Origin of the sequence: Salipiger abyssi (assembly GCF_001975705.1) — a bacterium.
In the GTDB taxonomy this organism is placed as follows: Bacteria; Pseudomonadota; Alphaproteobacteria; order Rhodobacterales; family Rhodobacteraceae; genus Salipiger; species Salipiger abyssi.
The window spans coordinates 3,405,400-3,423,532 of the sequence record NZ_CP015093.1 but is presented as its reverse complement, the minus strand read 5'-3'; the positions used below and the strand labels follow the sequence as shown (position 1 = coordinate 3,423,532).

Below are 18,133 nucleotides of genomic sequence, written 5' to 3'. Positions count from 1 at the left end.
CGCGGGGGCGGCGGCGTCCAGCCGCTCAGCCGTTGGCGGCGATGGCGGGCGGCTCGTCCGAGCGCGGCTCCGGATCGCGCAGCACATAGCCGCGCCCCCAGACCGTCTCGATGTAATTTTCGTCGCCCGTCGCTTCGGAAAGTTTTTTCCGCAATTTGCAGATAAACACGTCGATGATTTTCAATTCCGGCTCATCCATGCCGCCATAAAGATGATTGAGGAACATTTCCTTTGTCAAAGTCGTGCCTTTGCGCAGACTTAGCAGTTCGAGCATCTGATATTCCTTGCCGGTCAGATGCACCGGCTTTCCGCCCACTTCCACGGTTTTGGCATCGAGATTGACCGAGATTTTCCCGGTGCGGATCACCGATTGCGAATGGCCTTTGGAGCGGCGGATGATCGCGTGAATGCGCGCCACCAGCTCGTCACGATGGAAGGGTTTCGTGAGGTAATCGTCGGCGCCGAAGCCGAAGCCCTTGATTTTGTTCTCGGTATCGTCGGCACCCGAGAGGATCAGGATCGGCGTGTTGATCCGTGACAAGCGCAGCTGGCGCAGCACCTCATGGCCATGAATATCGGGCAGGTTGAGATCGAGAAGGATCAGGTCGTAATCGTATAACCTCGCGAGATCTATGCCTTCTTCGCCGAGGTCGGTGGCATAAACATTGAGATTGGCATGCGTCAGCATCAGCTCGATGCTTTTCGATGTGGTCGGGTCGTCTTCCACCAGAAGGATGCGCATAAGCTGTTCTCCGCTTGTTCTGTCCCTTATGCCGACCCTGTCGGAAATAGGTTAATGCTTCTTTACTGTAGACAAACGCGGAGTCATTTCAATCGCAGGTTGCTTTCATCGGAAGTTAACCTTCGGTCACGCCCTGCCCCGGCGCGCGGAACCGCTGCACCAGCGTCGCCTTCAGCGCCTCCTCGCCATGGCAGGCCACCGCGCGCATCCATTCGCTCAGCTCCTCGGAGCTGAGGCCGTAGCGATCCAGCGCCTGTTTTTCAGATAACAGCCCGTAGCGCACCGCCCTGACCACCGCGGCCTTGCGCGAGGCCACCCAGCGGCGGGTTTCCGGCGGCGGCAGGTCGGCGCGGGTCATGATTGTGCCGTCCGGGAGGGTCACCGCGCGCGGCCCGTCGATTTTCTTCAAATACATTGTTCTTGTCCCAGTCGTTCCGGCTGAGACGTATTTGACCGCGCACGATTTAACGCTGTCTAAAACCGCCCCTTGAGAGTGCTTCGCATTTTCCTATATTCCGGCGGTATTCCCCAGGAGAGACCAATGCCCCTCGACGCCCAGACTCTGAACTCGCTCGGCCTGCCGAAACCGCCGTCGGAGACGCGCGTGGTCGTCGCCATGTCGGGCGGCGTCGACAGCTCGGTCGTGGCGGCGATGCTGGCCGAGGAAGGCTATGACGTGGTGGGCGTGACGCTCCAGCTCTACGATCACGGCGCGGCGCTAGCCAAGAAAGGCGCCTGCTGCGCCGGGATCGACATTCACGACGCGCGCCGTGTGGCCGAGCAGATGGGCTTTCCGCATTACGTGCTGGATTACGAGAACATCTTCCGCGACGCGGTGATCGACGAGTTCGCCGAGAGCTATCTCGGCGGCGCCACGCCGGTGCCCTGCATCCGCTGCAACGAGCGGGTGAAGTTCAAGGATCTGCTGGGCACCGCCAAGGATCTCGACGCCGACTGCATGGCGACGGGCCATTACATCCAGCGCATGCTGGGCGATCACGGCGCCGAGCTGCATTCGGCGGCGGACGCCAATCGCGACCAGAGCTATTTCCTGTTCTCCACCACGCCGGAGCAGCTCGATTTTCTGCGCTTCCCGCTGGGCCATCTGAAGAGCAAGGCCGAGACGCGGGCGCTGGCGGCGAAGTACGGGCTGAGCGTGGCCGACAAGCCCGACAGCCAGGACATCTGCTTTGTCCCCGACGGCAACTATGCGTCGGTGATCGAAAAGCTGCGTCCGGGCGCCGCCGAGCCGGGCGAGATCGTGCATGCGGACGGGCGTGTTCTGGGCGAGCACCGGGGCGTCATCCATTACACCATCGGCCAGCGCCGCGGGCTCGGCATCGGCGGGCTGAGCGAGCCGCTCTATGTAGTCAAGCTCGATGTCGACAACAAGCGCGTGGTGGTGGGCCCGAAAGAGATGCTGGCGACCCGCAAGGTGCCGGTGCGCGAGATCAACTGGCTGGGCGACGCGCCCTTCACCTCGCAGGCGGAATGGCCGCTCTCGGTCAAGGTCCGCTCGACCCGCCCGCCGCGCGAGGCGGTGATCCGGCCGATCTCGGAGACCGAGGCGGAGGTCGAGCTGATCGTCGCCGAGGAAGGCGTGAGCCCGGGCCAGGCCTGCGTGTTCTACGACCCGAACGGCAGCCGCATCTTTGGCGGCGGCTGGATCTGGCGGGGGTATTGAGCGGCGGTTGACGGGAGTGGTGGGCAGATTGCCCACCCTACATCCGGTGAGCCGTGCCGTCGCCGGCTCGTGGGTTGGCGACCTCACCTCTGAGCTACTCGATTTATCCCGGCCAAGTTCGAAAGACCTCGACACGCTGCGCTGACGTCACCAAATCGCCAGCCCGCCCGAACGGGTCATGCCAAAGGCATGCCTTTTCGGCATGGCGATGGCGCGGCGGCCCTCGGCCTTGTTCCGCGCCAGGCAATGCTCCGCCGTAGGGTGGGCACTCTGCCCACCGGCCCTTCAGAACCCGCACTTGTCCCGCAAGAAGGCCAGCGCCACCGACAACCCGTCGGGCGCGATGCCGTGGCCGGTGCCCTTCATGATATGGGCATAGACCTCTTTCCAGCCCGCTTCCTGCAAGGCCTCCGCCGCGTCGGGCAGCGATTGCGGCGGCACCACATCGTCGGCATCGCCATGCACCAGCAGCACAGGAGGGCGGCTCACCACCTCGTCGGCCAGCAGCTCGGGCTGCAACAGGCGCCCGGAAAATCCCACCACGCCGGCAACCTCGTCCTCGCGGCGCGGCGCCACATGCAGCGCCATCATCGTGCCCTGCGAGAACCCGACCAGCGCCACCTGCTCGGGCAGCAGATCCTCGTCGACCATCAGTGCGTCGAGAAAGGCGTCGAGATCCTCCACCGCGCGCGCCATCCCGGATTCCTGCTCCTCCTCGGACGAGCCGTCGAGCCAGGGGATCGGGAACCACTGATAGCCGAAGGGCGCGCCGGCGCAGCTCTCGGGCGCGTCGGGCGCCACAAAGAGCGTGTCGGGCAGATGTTCGCCCAGCGGCTCGGCCAGCCCCAGAAGATCGGCCCCGTTGGCGCCATAGCCGTGCAGAAAGACCACGCAGGAGCGTTTCTCGCCCGAGACGGGCTCCTTGCGGCCGGTTTGCAGAACGCGGGTCATACGATCCCCTCTCGCTGTTTCGCCACATGGTAGTAGGCCCAGAGCGCCCGTGCCGCAACCGATCTCCAGGGGCTCCAGGCCTCGGCCATCTGGCGCAGCGCGCGCTCCTTCGGCCGCTCCGGCAGATCGAAGAGCAGCCGGGCGGATTCCTGCAAGGCCAGATCGCCGGGCGCGAAGACATCGGCGCGGCCGAGCGAGAACATGGCATAGATCTCGGCGGTCCAGATGCCGATGCCCTTCACCGCGACCAGCGTCTCGACGACCTCGCCCGTGGGCGCGCGGCGCAGCGCGTCGAAGTCGATGCCGGCCTCGGCCAGCGCGCGGGCATAGCCGGCCTTCTGCCGCGAGAGACCGAGCGCGCGCAGCCTCTCCTCGTCGGTCGCAAGGATCGCGTCGGGCGTGGTCATGCCCGACGCCTCCAGCTTGGCCCAGATCGCCCGGGCCGAGGCGACGCTGACCTGCTGGCTGACAATGGCCGAGAGAAGCTGCCCGAACCCGTCCGGGCGCAGGCGCAGCGGCAGCGGGCCTGTGCGCTCCAGCGCCCGGGCAAAGCGCGGCTCGGCCTCGGCGAGCCAGCTCGCGCCCTCGGCGACGCAGGCGTCGCCCTCGATTATGCGTCCAATCTCAGCCATCGCCCCGCCCAGTCCATTGCCTCGCGCACCGTTTCGACCCGCGCGCCGTCCGGGCGGCGCGGGCGTGCCAGCATCGCCACCGGCAGCCCCAGCGCCCGCGCGGCGGCGAGCTTTGGCCAGCCGCCGGCACCGCCCGCATTGTGGGGAATCAGCCAGCCGATTCCCAGCCGCCGGATCAGCGCCGCCTCGCCGCGCGGCGTGAACGGCCCCCGCCCCGGCAGAAAGCGTCCGCGCCGCAGCGGAAATCCGCCCATCGCCGGCGACAGGGTCCGGGCATAGACAAAGCCGTCGAGATTGCGCAGCCCGGCCAGCCGCCCGCGCCCCAGCGAGGCCAGCACCGTGGCGCCGCGCGGCACGCAGGCCGCCGCCTCGCCGGCATGGCGCAACATCACCCAGCGGTCGCCGCGCCCGGGGCGCCATTCCGGGCGCACCAGTTGCAGATGCGGCAGCCCCAGCGCGGCGCAGGCGCGCGCGGTGGCAAAGGCGGTGTCGTCATCGCAGGGATGCGCCGCCTCGATCACCGCGCCGACGCCCTGCGCCGCCAGCCAATCGCGCGTCACCGGCCCGTGGCTCACCGGCACCGGCCAGGCGCGCGGCAGCCGCTCGGGCGCGGAAAGCCGCACGGCGCAGCCCGGCAGGCGCATGGCCAGCGCGCGGGCCTCGGCAGAGCCGCCGACGATCAGAACAGAGGCGTGAAAATCCTTCATCCTCTCCCTCTTAGCCGCCCTGACTGTGCGCTGCCAAACATATTCCCCCCTTGCGATAGGTCGCGCCGCATCCTACGGCTTGCCTCCATGGATACCGTTCAAGACTCCCGCGCCAAACGCAACGTCACCGTGCTGGTGGCCGCGCAGGCCCTTCTCGGCGCGCAGATGCCGATGATCTTCACCATCGGCGGGCTGGCGGGGCAGTCGCTTGCCGGAAATCCCTGTTTCGCCACGCTGCCGATCTCGATGATCGTGCTGGGCTCGATGCTGGCGGCGACGCCGGTCTCGGCCTTCATGCAGCGCTTTGGCCGCCGCGCGGGATTCGCGCTCGGCACGCTGGGCGGCGCGCTCGGTGGCGCGGTGGGCGCCTGGGGGCTCTATACCGCCTCCTTCCCGATCTTCCTGCTGGGCAGCCTGCTGACCGGCATCTACATGTCGGCGCAGGGCTTTTACCGCTTTGCCGCCGCCGACACCGCGTCGGAGGCGTTCCGGCCCAAGGCGATCTCCTACGTGATGGCGGGCGGGCTTCTGGCGGCGGTGATCGGCCCGCAGCTTGTGAAACTCACGGCCAATGCTTTCGTCATCCCCTTCCTCGGCACCTATGCGGCGGTGATCGCGGTAAACCTCGTGGGCTCTGTGATGTTCCTCTTCCTCGACATCCCCAAGCCGCCGGTGCCCGCCCATGACGCGCCCAAGGGCCGCAGCCGCTGGGAGCTGCTGACCACGCCGCGCATCGCCGTGGCGGTGATCTGCGCCATGGTGAGCTATGCGCTGATGAATCTGGTGATGACCTCGACGCCGCTGGCGGTGGTGGGCTGCGGGTTCGAGACCGGCGACGCCGCCAATATCGTCACCGCCCACGTTCTGGCGATGTATGTGCCATCCTTCTTCACCGGCCACATGATCGGTCGTTACGGGGTGGAAAAGGTCGTCGCACTGGGGCTCTTCATCCTTGCCTGCGCCGGCGGCGTGGCGCTGATGGGCGTGGAGCTGGAGCAGTTCTTCCTGGCGCTGGTGCTGCTGGGCATCGGCTGGAATTTCGGCTTCATCGGCGCCACCACCATGCTGGCCGGCGCGCATGAGCCGCATGAGCGCGGCCGCATGCAGGGGCTCAACGATCTGCTGGTCTTTGGCGGCGTGACCATGGCCTCGCTGGCCTCGGGCGGGCTGATGAACTGCTCGGGCGGCACCGCGCAGGAGGGCTGGACGGCGGTCAACATGGCCATGGCGCCCTTCCTGATGCTCGCCGGCGGCGCGCTGATCTGGCTGGTGCTGCGCCCGCAGGAACAGGCGGCGGAGTAACCCGCCGCCGCCTACCGTCCCTCGAAGCTCGGCGGACGCTTTTCAAGGAAGGCCACCACGCCCTCCTTGAAATCGCGGCTCTTGCCGCATTCGCCCTGAAGCCGCGACTCGAGCTCCACCTGGGTGTCGAGATCGTTCTCGAAGGCGCCGCGCAGCGCGGTCTTGATGCGGGCATAGGTCTGCGTGGGCCCATTGGCCAGATGCGCCGCCCGGGCGCGCCAGACGGCCTCGAATTCCGCATCCGGCACCGCCTCCCAGATCATCCCCCAGTCATCGGCCTGCCGCGCGCTGATGCGGTCGGCAAAGAGCGCCGCCCCCATCGCCTTGGCAAGCCCCATCTGGCGCGGCAGCGCCCAGGTGCCGCCGGCATCGGGGATAAGCCCGATGCGTGCAAAGGCCTGCATGAAGAACGCGCTTTCGGTGGCGATCACCACGTCATGGGCCAGCGCCAGATTGGCCCCCGCGCCGGCGGCGGCGCCGTTCACCGCCGCAATGGTCGGCAGCGGGCAATCGACGATGGCATTCAGCATCGGCGCATATTCGTCGCGCAGCACCCGCTCCAGGTCGATATTGGCCGCGGTCTCGCGGTCGCCGAGATCCTGGCCCGAGCAAAACGCCCGGCCTTCGCCGGTCATCACCAGCACCCGGGCCGTGCGCCCGGCCTGGCGCACCGCGTCGGCGATCTCGGCGCGCATCTGGGTGTTGAGCGCGTTCATCACCTCGGGCCGGGACAGGGTGATCAGCGCCACACCCTCCGCCTCCTCCAGTTTGATCGTGTCGTAAATCATGTCCCGCCTCGCTGTCGCATCGGGCGTATGAAACACTGAACCGACCGGTTTGGCAAAGGCAAACCCGGCCTCAGAGCCGCGCCGAGACCGCCGCGATCAGCGCCCGCGCCTCGGGCGGTGGCGCCTGCTCGCGGCGCAGATAGACCGCGCCGTCCACCGTGCGCGTCACCAGCCCGGCCTCGACCATCGACCGGCGGAGCTGCGCGGCATCGCGGAACCCGGTCAGCGCGTCGATACGGGCGCTGATCTGGCGCTCGCTCATCTCGTGCCGCGCGGGGAGCCGCGCCCAGAGCGGCCAGAGGCAGAGCCATTGCATCCGCGTGCGCCCGGGAAAGCGCATCAGCCGCCCCTGCCCGTCGAAATGCCGCAGCGCGCGCTCGACCCGCTTGCGATCCGCCTGAGGCGCGGGCGCATGGCTGGCGCGCAGATGCTGGTAATTGCGGTAGCCCGCCGCGCGGGCGATCTGCCCCAGCATCTCCAGATGCGAGGGCGGGCTGGCGAGCCCGGCGCGCAGGCTGCGGGCGAAATGCGACAGATCGTCGATCGTCAGGGATATCACGTCACGGGTCATCAGATCCTCCGGAACCGATACCGCGCCCCTCTCGGGGTGGAGATCCGCCCTTGTCCATCGGGTATCGCCGGGGAAAGGAAAAGCGATGAAGATGCAGGTTTAGCGACTGGCGGAGACTGGGTGAACTGCCGACCCTGCCCGTGCTTTAGCAGGCTCAGCCCTGCTCGTCCAGAATCTGCCGCAGCCGCGCGCGCTCTTCGTCGGAAAGCCCCGCCTCGCTCGCCGGTGTCGCGGTGGCGCGACCGCGCAGGTAGAATCCCGCCGTGATCAGTGCCAGCACGAAGAGGATCGGCCCCGCCGCCCAGAGCAGCCAGTTCCAACCGCCCGAGGTGGGTTTCAGCAGCACGAACTCGCCATAGCGATCAACGAGATACTCGACGACCTCTTCGTTGCTGTCGCCCTCGACCAACCGCTCGCGCACCAGAAGCCGCAGGTCGCGCGCCAGCGAGGCGTTCGAATCGTCGATATTCTCGTTCTGACAGACGAGGCAGCGCAGCCCCTTGGAGATCTCGCGCGCCCGCGCCTCCAGCGCCGGATCGTCGAGCATCTCGTCGGGCTGCACGGCGGCAGCCAGATTGGCCACCAGCAGGAACGCGAGCGTCAGCAGCGCCGGGGATCTGCCCAGCCAGACAATCAGCCGTCTCATTCCGCCGGCACCCCCTGCCGCAGCTTGGCGCTCTTGCGCGCGCCGGCGGCGACGCGGAAACGCCGGTCCGACAGGCTCAGCGCGCCGCCGAGCGCCATGAGGATCGCCCCCGCCCAGATCCAGTTGGCCAGCGGCTTGATATAGACCCGCATGGTCCAGCCGCCGCCCTGCTGCGCGTCGCCGATCACCACATAGACATCACGCAGGAAACGGTAGTCGATGGCGGCCTCGGTGGTGGGCATCTGCGCCACCGGATAGGTGCGTTTCTCCGGGTAGAGATGGGCGATCTCCCTGCCCTCCTCGCGCACCGCGACCTCGCCCATATCCGAGATGTAGTTCGGCCCCTGCACACGCTCGACGCCCAGAAGCTCGATCTCGAAACGGTCGACCGTGAAGGGCTCGTTCAGCTGCGCGACACGGATATCCTCCTGCTCCCAGGCCATGAGCCCGGCAATGCCCGCCATGCAGACGCCCAGCCCCGCATGCGCCACCGCCTTGCCCCAGTCGGCGCGCGGCAGGCGCAGCAGCCGGCCGAAATCGCGGCTCTTGCCGAGGCGGCTGAGGATATCGGTGACCGATCCCGCGATCAGCCAGGTGCCGAGGAACATGCCGATCGGCCCGAGCAGGCTGCGCCCGGTCTGCATCGCCCAGAACAGCCCCGCCACGGCCAGTGCCAGGATAAAGGCCGGCGCCAGCTGGCGCATCACCCGCCCCGGCTTGCCGCGCTTCCAGCTCAGCATGGCGCCGATGGGCAGGATCGCCCCCAGCACCACCATGAAGGGGGTAAAGGCCATGTTGAAGAACGGCGCCCCGACGCTCAGCTTGCGGTCGAACAGCATCTCGGCCACCAGCGGCCAGAGCGTGCCGGTGAAGACCACGAAACAGGCCACCGCCAGCAGGATATTGTTCACCACCAGCGCGGATTCGCGGCTTACGATGCCGAACACGCCCTTGGCCTGCATCACATTGGCCCGCGCCGCAAAGAGCGTCAGCGCGCCGCCGGTGAAGAAGACCAGGATCCCCAGGATGAACACGCCGCGCTCGGGATCGGTGGCAAAGGCATGCACCGAGGTCAGCACGCCCGAGCGCACGATGAAGGTGCCGATGAGCGAGAAGCCGAAGGCGAGGATCGCCAGCAGCACCGTCCAGCTCTTCAGCGCCTCACGCTTTTCGACCACGATGGCGGAATGCAGCAGGGCGGCGGCCAGCAGCCAGGGCATGAAACTGGCGTTCTCCACCGGATCCCAGAACCAGAACCCGCCCCAGCCGAGCTCGTAATAGGCCCACCACGACCCCAGCGCGATGCCGACGGTCAAAAACACCCAGGAGAGCAGCGTCCAGGGCCGCACCCAGCGCCCCCAGGCGGCATCCACGCGACCCTCGATCAGCGCGGCCACGGCAAAGCTGAAACAGATGCTGAGACCGACATAGCCGAGATAGAGGAACGGCGGGTGAAAGGCCAAACCCGGATCCTGCAGGAGCGGGTTCAGATCCTGCCCGTCAAAGGGCGGCACCGCCATGCGCAGAAACGGGTTCGAGGTGAAGAGGATAAAGGCGAAAAACGCCACCCCCACCATCGCCTGCACCCCCAGCACCCGGGCGCGCAGCGTCGGCGGCAGATTGCCCCGAACCAGGCCGCCAGCGCCCCGAAAAGCGACAGGATCAGCACCCAGAGCAGCATGGAGCCCTCGTGATTCCCCCACACGCCCGAGATCTTGTAGAGCATCGGCTTGGCGGAATGGCTGTTCTGCACCACCACCCGCAGCGAGAAATCCGAGGTGATGAAGGCATGGGTCAGCGCCGCGAAACTGAGCGCTGTCAGCAGGAACTGCGCGGTTGCGGCGGGCTCGGCCACGGCCATCCAGCCGGGCCAGCGTTTCTGCGCGCCCACCATCGGCACCACCGCCTGCACGCAGGCGACGAGGAAGGCGAGGATCAGGGCGAAATGTCCGAGTTCGGTAACCATGCCCTTGTGTATATTGAACCGCCCCCGCCCGGCCAACGGAAATCGCGGAACCGCCCTGTTCACATTGTCGCAATCCGATATGGCGACGGGGCGGCCCTGAAACCGCCCCGCCCCTTCATCTTTCTCTCAAATACTCACAATCCGCTCCGGCGACCGGGACCCGCGCTCAGGACCGCGCGGCGCGCCACTCCGCCAGCGCCGGATTCGGCGCCGTCTCTTCCCGCTCCTCCGGCTCCGCCTCCACGCGCAGCGCTTCCAGCCCGCGCAGTTGCCCCATGACCTCGGGCACCGCCGCCACCGTCGCCGCCATTTCGCGGCGGAACTGCTGGCCCTTGGTCTGATGCCGCGCGCCGAAATAGAACCCCACGATGGCCGCCAGCAGCCACCAGAGCGGCTCCGGCACCAGCGCGATGCCGGTCATGCGCTCGGCGAACCACACCGGATCGACCATGGCCGAGACGAAAAGCCCCAGCGTTCCCAGCGCCATGGCCGGTCGCGGCACGCGGTTCAGCGCATCCATGAACCGGTCGAAGCGCGATGGCCGCTGGCCGAGGAACTCCGCCGCGAACTGCTCCAGCGCCTTGCCCTGAAGCCCCGCCTCGCGTGCCGCCTGTGCCTCGGCATTGACCCGGAACACCTCCGCCGTGTCGCGGAGGACATTACCGCCGCCAAAGAGCAGCCCCATGGTGCGGTCGATCATCCCCATGCCGCCACCCGGGCGCGGAACTGCGCCTCCGTCAGATGGAAGCGTGGCGAGATGAAATCCTCGGCCCGGCGGATCCAGCCGCCCTTGCCGCCGGCGCGGGTGCGGGCGTATTTGCGGCTCGCCGGGCGGGCATCGGCCAGGGCGAAGTAATAATTCCGCCGCGCGATACCATAGGCGTCGGCCAGATGATCCGGCGCGCCGGCATAGGCGCGCCCGGCGGCGGCAATGGTCTGCGGCCCGATGGCGCCGTCGACGGCGATGCGCTCGCCCATCCGGTTGAGCAGCCGTTGCAGGATCTTCACCGCATTGCCGCCGGCATTCACATACATGTCGAACACCGTGGCATGCAGCACCTCCGGCAGATCGCCGATGCGCGGGCGGTCGAAATAATGCCGGATAAAGATCTCCACCGCCTGCGCCCGGCTCAGCCGCTGCACGTCCCGCGCATCGACATCGCCGTCCCCATCCAGATCCAGCCCCAGCCGGCGCATGGTGTGGATCGTCACCCCGTATTTCGTCGCCCCGCCGGGATCGTCGGGGTCATTCACATAGCCGCCCTCGCGGGCGAGGATCTCTTCGGCGATCCGCCGAACCTCTGTTTCTGCGGTCATCTCTGGTCTCTCGCGCCTCTTTGCCTCAGGGTCGGGGGAAATCCCCCTTCCCGAAGCTCGCCAGAAACTGGTTAACCAAGTTTCAGACCACCGCACGGAGACCGCCATGACCCCGCCCCTCACCGCCGAGGAGATCATCGCCCTGCTGGAGCTTTCGCCGCATCCCGAGGGCGGGCATTACCGGCAAACCTGGGTGGCAGAGGCGCCCGAGGGCGCGCGGCCCGCGGGAACCTGCATCTATTTTCTGCTGAAAGCGGGCGAGCGGAGCCATTGGCACCGGGTGGATGCCGCCGAAATCTGGCTCTGGCATGCCGGCGCGCCGCTGGTGCTGTCGATGGCGCCGGACGCGGACGGCCCGCGCAGCGACCATATGCTCGGCCCCGATCTGGCGAGCGGCGCGCGCCCGCAGCTCGTGGTGCCGGACCACCACTGGCAGGCAGCGCGCAGCACCGGCGAGTGGACGCTGGTGAGCTGCACCGTCTCACCGGGCTTCCGCTTCGAGGGGTTCACCCTCGCCGAGCCTGGTTTCGACATTTCGTGAAACCCCGTAATAGCCTGCGATAAAATACTTATTCCAACGAAAAAGGCCGGGGCATTGCTGCCCCGGCCTCTATCCTGCGGCGATGCGCCGGATCAGTTCATGGCCGACTCGTCGACATTTTCCATGTTCATCAGCTCGTCCTTGGTGAAGTTGGTGACCACGGCGTAACGCTCGTTATCCACCGGCACCAGCTTGACGTCGCTCATCGTGAGATGGACGTGCTTGTCGCCGATATCGAGGAAGCCGCCGACCTCTGCAACGATGCCCTCGAAGGCGCCGTCGGAGCTCAGCACGATATCTTCGATCTCACCGACATTGTCCCACTGGTCGGACACGGCGTCATAGCCCATCGAGTCGTCCCAGTCGGTCATTTCGCCATCGGCGTCGATCGCATAGACGGTGCCGCCGGTGATGTCGCGGGTGCGGATCATACCGTCCGCGTCACCTTCGAAGAGCGCTTTCGCGTCGCTCGCGACGTTGCGCATGGCATCGCCGGTCTCTTCGGCTGCGGTTTCCATCGCGTCGCCGGTCGCTTCGGCGCCTTCTTCGATGGCCTGACCGGCGGCGTCGGCGGTGTTCGCGATCGCGTCGCCGGTCTCTTCCAGAGCGTCTTCACCTTCGGCCATCGCGGCGTCGGCGTTGTTCTCCATCGATTCCATTGCCCCGGTTTCCTGCTTGGGCATGGTCTTGGTTTCGTCGGTCTCGGCACTCTGCGCATAGGCGGTGCCGGCGGTGAGTGCGATTGCAGCAACGGTTGCGGTAAGGCGTTTCATGGTCTTTCCTCCGTGTGTTGTCTTCGTGACTTGATACAGCCACAACACGCCGGTGCCGGACCCGTTCCACCCGGGCAAAACCCCGCTCATAACATTAATGTCAGGGAACAATTTCGGTGAAACCGCAACGCGGAGACCGTATGGAACGGTGGGCAGTTTGCCCACCGCGCGCTCAGCCGTTCCGGTGCACGAAGTCCAGAAGCTGCCGGGTCGAGCCGTCCTTACCGTCGGCGGGCTCGTCGCCGGTCACCATCGGCCCCAGCGCCGTGGCCAGCTCCTTGCCGAGCTCGACCCCCCACTGGTCGAAGGAGTTGATGTCGAGGATCACGCCTTCGACAAAGACCCGATGCTCATAGAGCGCCACGATGCGGCCCAGCGTCTCGGGATCGAGCTGCGGATAGATCAGCGTGGTGGAGGGCCGGTTGCCCGGGAACACCCGGTGCCGCGCCTGCCGTTCCAGCTCCTCGCCCTCGAACGCGCCCGCCACCTTGTCGCGCGCCTCGTCGAGCGAGCGCCCGCGCATCAGCGCCTCGGACTGCGCCAGGCAATTGGCGATGAGCAGCGCGTGGTGATGCGCCAGATCGGGCTCGTGGCCCTTTGCCGCCACCATGAACTCACAAGGCACCACCCGGGTGCCCTGGTGGATGAGCTGGTAAAACGCGTGCTGGCCGTTGGTGCCGGGCTCGCCCCAGACCACCGGGCCGGAATTCCGCGCCAGATCGGCGCCGTCAATGCTCACGCTCTTGCCGTTGCTCTCCATCTCGAGCTGCTGGAGATAGGCCGGCAGCCGCGCGAGGCGGTTGTCATAGGGTAGCACCGCCCGGGTGGCATGACCGAGGATCTGATTGTGCCAGATCCCCACCAGCGCCAGCATCACCGGCATGTTTTGTGCCAGCGGCGTCTCGCGGAAATGCCTGTCCATCGCCTGCCCGCCGCGCAGGAAGGTGCGGAAATCCTCCGGACCGATGGCGATCATCAGCGAGAGCCCGATGGGCCCCCACATGGAATAACGCCCGCCGACCCAGTCCTCGAAACCGAAAACGCGGCTTTCCGGAATGCCCCATTCCGCCGCCTTCTCCAGATTGGAGGACAGCGCCACGAACTTGCCGTCGGTGCCCACACCCTGCGCTTCAAGCCAGTCCCAGGCGGTTTTCGCATTGGTCATGGTCTCGATGGTGGTGAAGGTCTTCGACGCGATGATGAAGAGCGTGCTCTCGGGCGGGCAGCGTTTCAGCGTGTCGGCGATATCGGCGCCATCGACATTGGAAACGAAATGACAGCGCGGCCCGTCATGGAAAGGCGCCAGCGCAATCGCCCCCATCTTGGGACCGAGGTCGCTGCCGCCGATGCCGATATTCACCACATCGGTGATGCCTGAGCTACGGATTTCCGTCGCCAGCGCCTCCATCCGCGTGAGCGTCTCCAGCACCTCGGGCATGACGTCCTCGCCATCCACCAGCACCGGCGCGCCGTCGAGATTGCGCAGCGCGGTATGCAGCACCGCGCGGCCCTCGGTCTCGTTGATCTTCTGGCCCGCGAACATCGCGTCGCGCCGCGCGGCAACCTCCGCGCCCTCGGCCAGTGCGACCAGCGCCGCACTCACCTCGGCGTCGATCTGCGTCTTGGAGAAATCGAAGAGCATCCCGTCGCTGGCAATGGAGAACGCCTGCGCGCGGCCCGGATCCTCGGCAAAAAGCGCGTCGATACGGCGCCCGTCGCGCTCGGCGGCGAGGCTCTTGAGCTCATCCCACATGATCACAATCCCATTATTGTTTTACTCGGCCCAATGCACGGTGGCCTCGTCGAGCACCGCGTTCACCGGTGCCTCGTCGGGCGTCACGCCCTGCGCCTTTTCCAGCGCATCGCGTTTTTCCTGACCAAAAATAAGCACATGCTTTTTCAGAGCGCCATCGAGAACCCGCGCGCTCAGGGTGATACGCGGCTCCCGTGCGCCCGGTGCCCGCATCGGCAGCAGGATCGGCGCGTCATCGGCCAGCGCATCCTGCAGACGGTCGGCGCCGGGAAAGATCGAGGCGGTGTGCATGTCGGCGCCCATGCCGAGCAGCACCACCGCCAGCGGCAGCGCCGGCTCGATGGCGGCGCAAAGATCCTCCATGGCATCTTCGGGCCGCGCCGCCTCGGCGTAAAGCGGCAGGTAGCGGGCGGCGGCCGCGCGCTCGATCAGCAGCCGCTCGCGCAGCAGCTTCGTGTTCGAGCGCTCCGAGCTTTCCGGCACCCAGCGCTCGTCGGTGAGCAGCACATCGACGCGCGACCAGTCGAGATCTGCGGCGCAGAGCACGTCGAAAACCGGCCCGGGCGAGGTGCCGCCCGGCACGGCCAGCGCCGCGCGCTCCTCGTGGCCGAGCGCCGCGCGCAGCTCGCCGGCGATCTGGTTGGCCAGATCCATGGCCAGCATTTCACGGTCGGGATAATCGCGGAACTCGTAGGTCACGTCTGGATCCTCCTCCAGCGCCGGCCGTCGCGGTTGATCAGGAAGGCCGCATCGTCCGGCCCGCCGCTACCGGCATCATAGGGTTTGGGCGAGTCGCCGCGCCGTTCCCAGCCCTCGATCAGCGGATCGGTCCAGGCCCAGGCGGCTTCTACCTCGTCGCCACGCATGAACAGCGTCTGGTTGCCCCGGATCACATCCATGATCAGCCGCTCATAGGCATCGGCGGCCTCTTCGGCCTCCGGCCCCAGCGCCTCGGCAAAGGACATGTCGAGCGGCACGTCCACCAGCCGCATGCCGCCCGGCCCCGGCTCCTTGATGGTCACGCCCAGCGTCATGCCCTCATTGGGCTGAAGCCGGATCGACAGCACATTGCGATGCCGCCCCGCGTCGATGCCAAAGATCGAATGCGGCGCGTCCTTGAACACCACGGCGATCTCCGAGGCCTGCGCGTTCAGCCGCTTGCCGGTGCGCAGATAGAAGGGCGTATTCGCCCAGCGCCAGTTAGAGATATAGCATTTCAGCGCGATATAGCTCTCGGTCTTGGAGGTCGGGTTCTCCGCATCCTCGCGATAGGAGGGCATCTGCCCGTCCGAGGTATATTGCCCGCGCACGATCTGGTCCGGGTCCACCGGATCGAGCGCCCGGATCACCTTGAGCTTTTCGTCGCGCACCGCGTCGGCCTCGAACCGCGCCGGCGGCTCCATGGCGATCAGGCACAGAAGCTGCATCAGGTGGTTCTGCACCATGTCCCGCATGGCGCCGGCGTTGTCGTAATAGGAACCACGACCGCCCACGCCCACCGTCTCGGATACGGTGATCTGGATGTGATCCACGTATTGCGCGTTCCACAGCGGCTCGAACAGCATATTGCCAAAGCGCACCGCCATGAGGTTCTGCACCGTCTCCTTCCCGAGATAATGGTCGATGCGATAGATCTGATCTTCGTGAAAATGCTTGGCCAGCTCCTCGTTGAGCTCGCGCGCGCTTTCGAGATCGTGGCCAAAGGGTTTCTCGACCACGATGCGCACGTCGCGGTGGCTGAGCCCGTTGACCTGAAGCCCCTCCGCGAGATCGCTGAAGAGGCTCGGCCCGACGGAGAAATAGAACGCGCGCACCACGTCGTCGTCATCGCGCAGGCGCTCCTTGAGCTGTTTCCAGCCGCCCTCGCCCTTGGCATCGACCGGCACGTAGTAAAGGTGCTTGAGGAAGGCTTTCACCGCCTTCTTGTCGCGCCCCTTCTTGCGGCCGAACTCCTCGATCGCCTCGCGGGCCAGATCGCGATAGCCGTCATCGTCCATCTCGGAGCGCGCGGCAGCGATGATGCGGCTGTTTTCGGGGATCTGTCCGGCGCAGAACCGCCGGAACAGCCCCGGCAGGATCTTGCGCCGCGCCAGATCGCCGGTGCCGCCGAAAATAACGAGGTCGAACGGATCGACCGGGATGACGCGGGAAACCATTTCTGGCGTATCTCCGATTCTCTGCATATTCAGATGTTAGCGCTAATTGCGCCCTTCCCTAACCCTATCTCACGACCGAGTCTAACACCCCGTCCCGCCCCGGCAATGACAAGCGGCAGGAAAAGCATGACGCTGCCCTGTTTTGCGGCCGTCGGGGCTTGGCGCTTGAACGCCGCCGGCCTGCGTGCCACCCCTGTCGGGTAGCGAGTGAAGGGAAGACCATGGCGCAGCGTATCATCATCGACACAGACCCCGGCCAGGACGACGCCGTGGCCATTCTTCTGGCGCTGGCCTCGCCGGAGGAGCTGGAGGTTCTGGGCATCACCGCCGTGGCGGGCAACGTGCCGCTGGCGCTGACAGAACGCAATGCGCGCATTATCTGCGAGCTTGGCGGCCGGCGCGACATCAAGGTCTTTGCCGGCTGCGACCGCCCGCTGACCCGCAAACTGGTCACCGCCGAGCATGTGCATGGCAAGACCGGGCTCGATGGTCCCGTGCTGCCCGAGCCCAGTATGCCGCTGCAACCGCAGAACGGCGTGGATTTCATCATCGACACGCTGCGTCAGGAACCCGAGGGCACGGTCACGCTCTGCGCGCTCGGCCCGCTCACCAATATCGCGGCGGCGTTTCAGCGCGCGCCGGAGATCGTCGGGCGGGTGAAGCAGATCGTGCTGATGGGCGGCGCCTATTTCGAGGTCGGCAACATCACCCCCGCCGCCGAGTTCAATATCTATGTCGATCCGGAAGCGGCGGCGGTCGTGTTCGGCGCCGGCGCGCCGCTGATCGTCATGCCGCTCGACGTGACCCACAAGGCGGTGGTGACCAAGCCGCGCAACGACGCCTTCCGCGCGCTCGGCACGCCGGTGGGCGAGGCGGTGGCGCAGATGACCGATTTCTTCGAGCGTTTCGACCGTGACAAATACGGCTGGGACGGCGCCCCGCTGCACGATCCCTGCGTCACCGCCTGGCTGCTCGCGCCCGAGCTCTTTACCGGGCGCTTCATCAATGTGGAGATCGAGACCGTCTCCGATCTCACCCGGGGCATGACCGTGGCCGACTGGTGGGGCGTCACCGACCGCGCCCCCAACGCCACCTTCATCGGCGATCTCGACGCCGACGGCTTCTTTGCGCTGCTGACGGAAAGGCTGGCACGGCTGTGAAAACCCTCCACCTCGCCGATGGCGGCGATCTCGAAAAGCTGATGCCCATGGTCTCGGCCTTTCACGCGGAAGAAGGCTACGGCACCGACGAGGCACATGTGCGCGCCGCGCTGGAGCCCATTCTGAACGGCTTGCCGCATGGCGCGATCTGGCTCGTCGGGCCGCGCAAGGCGCCGGTGGGCTATATCCTCGTGAGTTTCGGCTGGAGCATGGAATTCGGCGGGCTCGACGCCGTGCTCGACGAGATCTTCATCCGCCCCGCCGTGCGCGGGCGCGGCATGGGCGGCGAGGCGCTGCATCAGCTTGTGGCCGGTTTGCGCGACGCCGGTGTGAAGGCGGTGCATCTCGAAGCCGACCGCACCGACGAACCGTTGCAGCGCTTCTATCAGCGCAACCGTTTCAAACCGCGCGACGGCTACACGCTGATGAGCCGCATCCTCTGAC

General features: G+C 66.7%; 19 protein-coding genes and 1 pseudogene. 5 read left to right on the top strand and 15 right to left on the bottom strand.

The genetic code is table 11. The annotated features are described in order from the left end of the window. Positions 1-25: 25 nt before the first annotated feature. Positions 26-742 carry a response regulator transcription factor CtrA gene (gene ctrA, locus Ga0080574_RS20255; protein ID WP_076703734.1) on the bottom strand — a complete coding sequence of 239 codons (717 nt, stop codon included), beginning with the start codon at positions 740-742 and terminating at the stop codon, positions 26-28. Between the two features lie 115 nt (positions 743-857). Further along, complete coding sequence (gene sciP, locus Ga0080574_RS20250; protein WP_076703732.1) at positions 858-1,157, bottom strand: CtrA inhibitor SciP; 300 nt, start codon at positions 1,155-1,157, stop codon at positions 858-860. A gap of 126 nt (positions 1,158-1,283) precedes the next feature. Between sciP and mnmA the strand changes: the two genes are divergently transcribed. Then, positions 1,284-2,426 carry a tRNA 2-thiouridine(34) synthase MnmA gene (gene mnmA, locus Ga0080574_RS20245; protein ID WP_076703730.1) on the top strand — a complete coding sequence of 381 codons (1,143 nt, stop codon included), beginning with the start codon at positions 1,284-1,286 and terminating at the stop codon, positions 2,424-2,426. Positions 2,427-2,711: 285 nt separating this feature from the next. On the opposite strand, the gene Ga0080574_RS20240 is transcribed toward mnmA, so the two are convergent. From Ga0080574_RS20240 to Ga0080574_RS20230, 3 genes are read right to left on the bottom strand one after another with little or no spacing between them, the layout of a single operon-like run. After that, entirely contained in the window at positions 2,712-3,377 is a 666-nt protein-coding gene (locus Ga0080574_RS20240) for an alpha/beta hydrolase (RefSeq protein ID WP_076703727.1), read from the bottom strand. Then, a complete protein-coding gene (locus Ga0080574_RS20235; RefSeq protein ID WP_076703725.1) occupies positions 3,374-4,009 on the bottom strand; it encodes a DNA-3-methyladenine glycosylase family protein in 636 nt (211 codons plus the stop codon). The genes Ga0080574_RS20240 and Ga0080574_RS20235 overlap by 4 nt, the downstream gene beginning before the upstream one ends. Then, positions 3,988-4,716 (bottom strand): precorrin-6A/cobalt-precorrin-6A reductase, encoded by a 729-nt coding sequence (locus tag Ga0080574_RS20230; protein ID WP_076706079.1) that lies wholly within the window; start codon positions 4,714-4,716, stop codon positions 3,988-3,990. Before Ga0080574_RS20230 ends, Ga0080574_RS20235 begins: the two co-directional genes overlap by 22 nt. 87 nt (positions 4,717-4,803) lie before the next feature. Here Ga0080574_RS20230 and Ga0080574_RS20225 point away from each other — a divergent pair, with 87 nt between their 5' ends. Further along, positions 4,804-6,018 (top strand): MFS transporter, encoded by a 1,215-nt coding sequence (locus Ga0080574_RS20225; protein WP_076703723.1) that lies wholly within the window; start codon positions 4,804-4,806, stop codon positions 6,016-6,018. 11 nt (positions 6,019-6,029) lie between these two features. Here the strand turns inward: Ga0080574_RS20225 and Ga0080574_RS20220 are convergent, their stop codons facing one another. The 6 genes and pseudogenes from Ga0080574_RS20220 to Ga0080574_RS20195 all read right to left on the bottom strand — a co-directional run bounded on the left by Ga0080574_RS20220 (position 6,030) and on the right by Ga0080574_RS20195 (position 11,306). Beyond that, complete coding sequence (locus Ga0080574_RS20220; protein ID WP_076703721.1) at positions 6,030-6,806, bottom strand: enoyl-CoA hydratase-related protein; 777 nt, start codon at positions 6,804-6,806, stop codon at positions 6,030-6,032. A gap of 70 nt (positions 6,807-6,876) precedes the next feature. Continuing rightward, positions 6,877-7,377, bottom strand: a complete 501-nt coding sequence (locus Ga0080574_RS20215; RefSeq protein ID WP_076703719.1) for a DUF2087 domain-containing protein — start codon at positions 7,375-7,377, stop codon at positions 6,877-6,879. 154 nt (positions 7,378-7,531) lie between these two features. Further along, complete coding sequence (locus Ga0080574_RS20210) at positions 7,532-8,023, bottom strand: cytochrome c-type biogenesis protein (protein WP_076703717.1); 492 nt, start codon at positions 8,021-8,023, stop codon at positions 7,532-7,534. Continuing rightward, positions 8,020-9,989 (bottom strand): annotated as a pseudogene (locus tag Ga0080574_RS20205) (heme lyase CcmF/NrfE family subunit). Before Ga0080574_RS20205 ends, Ga0080574_RS20210 begins: the two are co-directional and overlap by 4 nt. A gap of 166 nt (positions 9,990-10,155) precedes the next feature. After that, on the bottom strand, positions 10,156-10,695 hold the full coding sequence (locus tag Ga0080574_RS20200; RefSeq protein ID WP_076703715.1) for a holin family protein: 540 nt from the start codon (positions 10,693-10,695) through the stop codon (positions 10,156-10,158). After that, the gene (locus tag Ga0080574_RS20195) at positions 10,686-11,306 is read right to left on the bottom strand and encodes a holin-associated N-acetylmuramidase (RefSeq protein WP_076703712.1); all 621 of its coding nucleotides are present in this window, start codon (positions 11,304-11,306) and stop codon (positions 10,686-10,688) included. The genes Ga0080574_RS20200 and Ga0080574_RS20195 overlap by 10 nt, the downstream gene beginning before the upstream one ends. Before the next feature lie 106 nt (positions 11,307-11,412). On the opposite strand from Ga0080574_RS20195, the gene Ga0080574_RS20190 reads away from it, so the two are divergent. Continuing rightward, the gene (locus tag Ga0080574_RS20190; RefSeq protein WP_076703710.1) at positions 11,413-11,847 is read left to right on the top strand and encodes a cupin domain-containing protein; all 435 of its coding nucleotides are present in this window, start codon (positions 11,413-11,415) and stop codon (positions 11,845-11,847) included. 92 nt (positions 11,848-11,939) lie between these two features. Here Ga0080574_RS20190 and Ga0080574_RS20185 read toward each other — a convergent pair whose 3' ends face one another. The 4 genes from Ga0080574_RS20185 to zwf form a co-directional block, all read right to left on the bottom strand. Continuing rightward, positions 11,940-12,620, bottom strand: coding sequence for a PRC-barrel domain-containing protein (locus Ga0080574_RS20185; RefSeq protein WP_076703708.1), 681 nt, complete (start codon positions 12,618-12,620; stop codon positions 11,940-11,942). A 172-nt stretch (positions 12,621-12,792) separates the two neighbouring features. Beyond that, positions 12,793-14,373 (bottom strand): glucose-6-phosphate isomerase, encoded by a 1,581-nt coding sequence (gene pgi, locus Ga0080574_RS20180; RefSeq protein ID WP_076703706.1) that lies wholly within the window; start codon positions 14,371-14,373, stop codon positions 12,793-12,795. A 21-nt stretch (positions 14,374-14,394) separates the two neighbouring features. Then, the gene (gene pgl / locus Ga0080574_RS20175; protein ID WP_083716913.1) at positions 14,395-15,072 is read right to left on the bottom strand and encodes a 6-phosphogluconolactonase; all 678 of its coding nucleotides are present in this window, start codon (positions 15,070-15,072) and stop codon (positions 14,395-14,397) included. Beyond that, positions 15,069-16,529 (bottom strand): glucose-6-phosphate dehydrogenase, encoded by a 1,461-nt coding sequence (gene zwf, locus Ga0080574_RS20170; RefSeq protein WP_076703704.1) that lies wholly within the window; start codon positions 16,527-16,529, stop codon positions 15,069-15,071. Before zwf ends, pgl begins: the two co-directional genes overlap by 4 nt. Before the next feature lie 221 nt (positions 16,530-16,750). Between zwf and Ga0080574_RS20165 the strand changes: the two genes are divergently transcribed. Together Ga0080574_RS20165 and Ga0080574_RS20160 are read left to right on the top strand one after the other, a co-directional pair. Beyond that, positions 16,751-17,689: a nucleoside hydrolase gene (locus Ga0080574_RS20165; protein WP_076703702.1), complete on the top strand. Its 939-nt coding sequence runs from the start codon at positions 16,751-16,753 to the stop codon at positions 17,687-17,689. Next, complete coding sequence (locus tag Ga0080574_RS20160) at positions 17,686-18,132, top strand: GNAT family N-acetyltransferase (RefSeq protein WP_076703700.1); 447 nt, start codon at positions 17,686-17,688, stop codon at positions 18,130-18,132. Before Ga0080574_RS20165 ends, Ga0080574_RS20160 begins: the two co-directional genes overlap by 4 nt. Position 18,133: the final 1 nt, after the last annotated feature.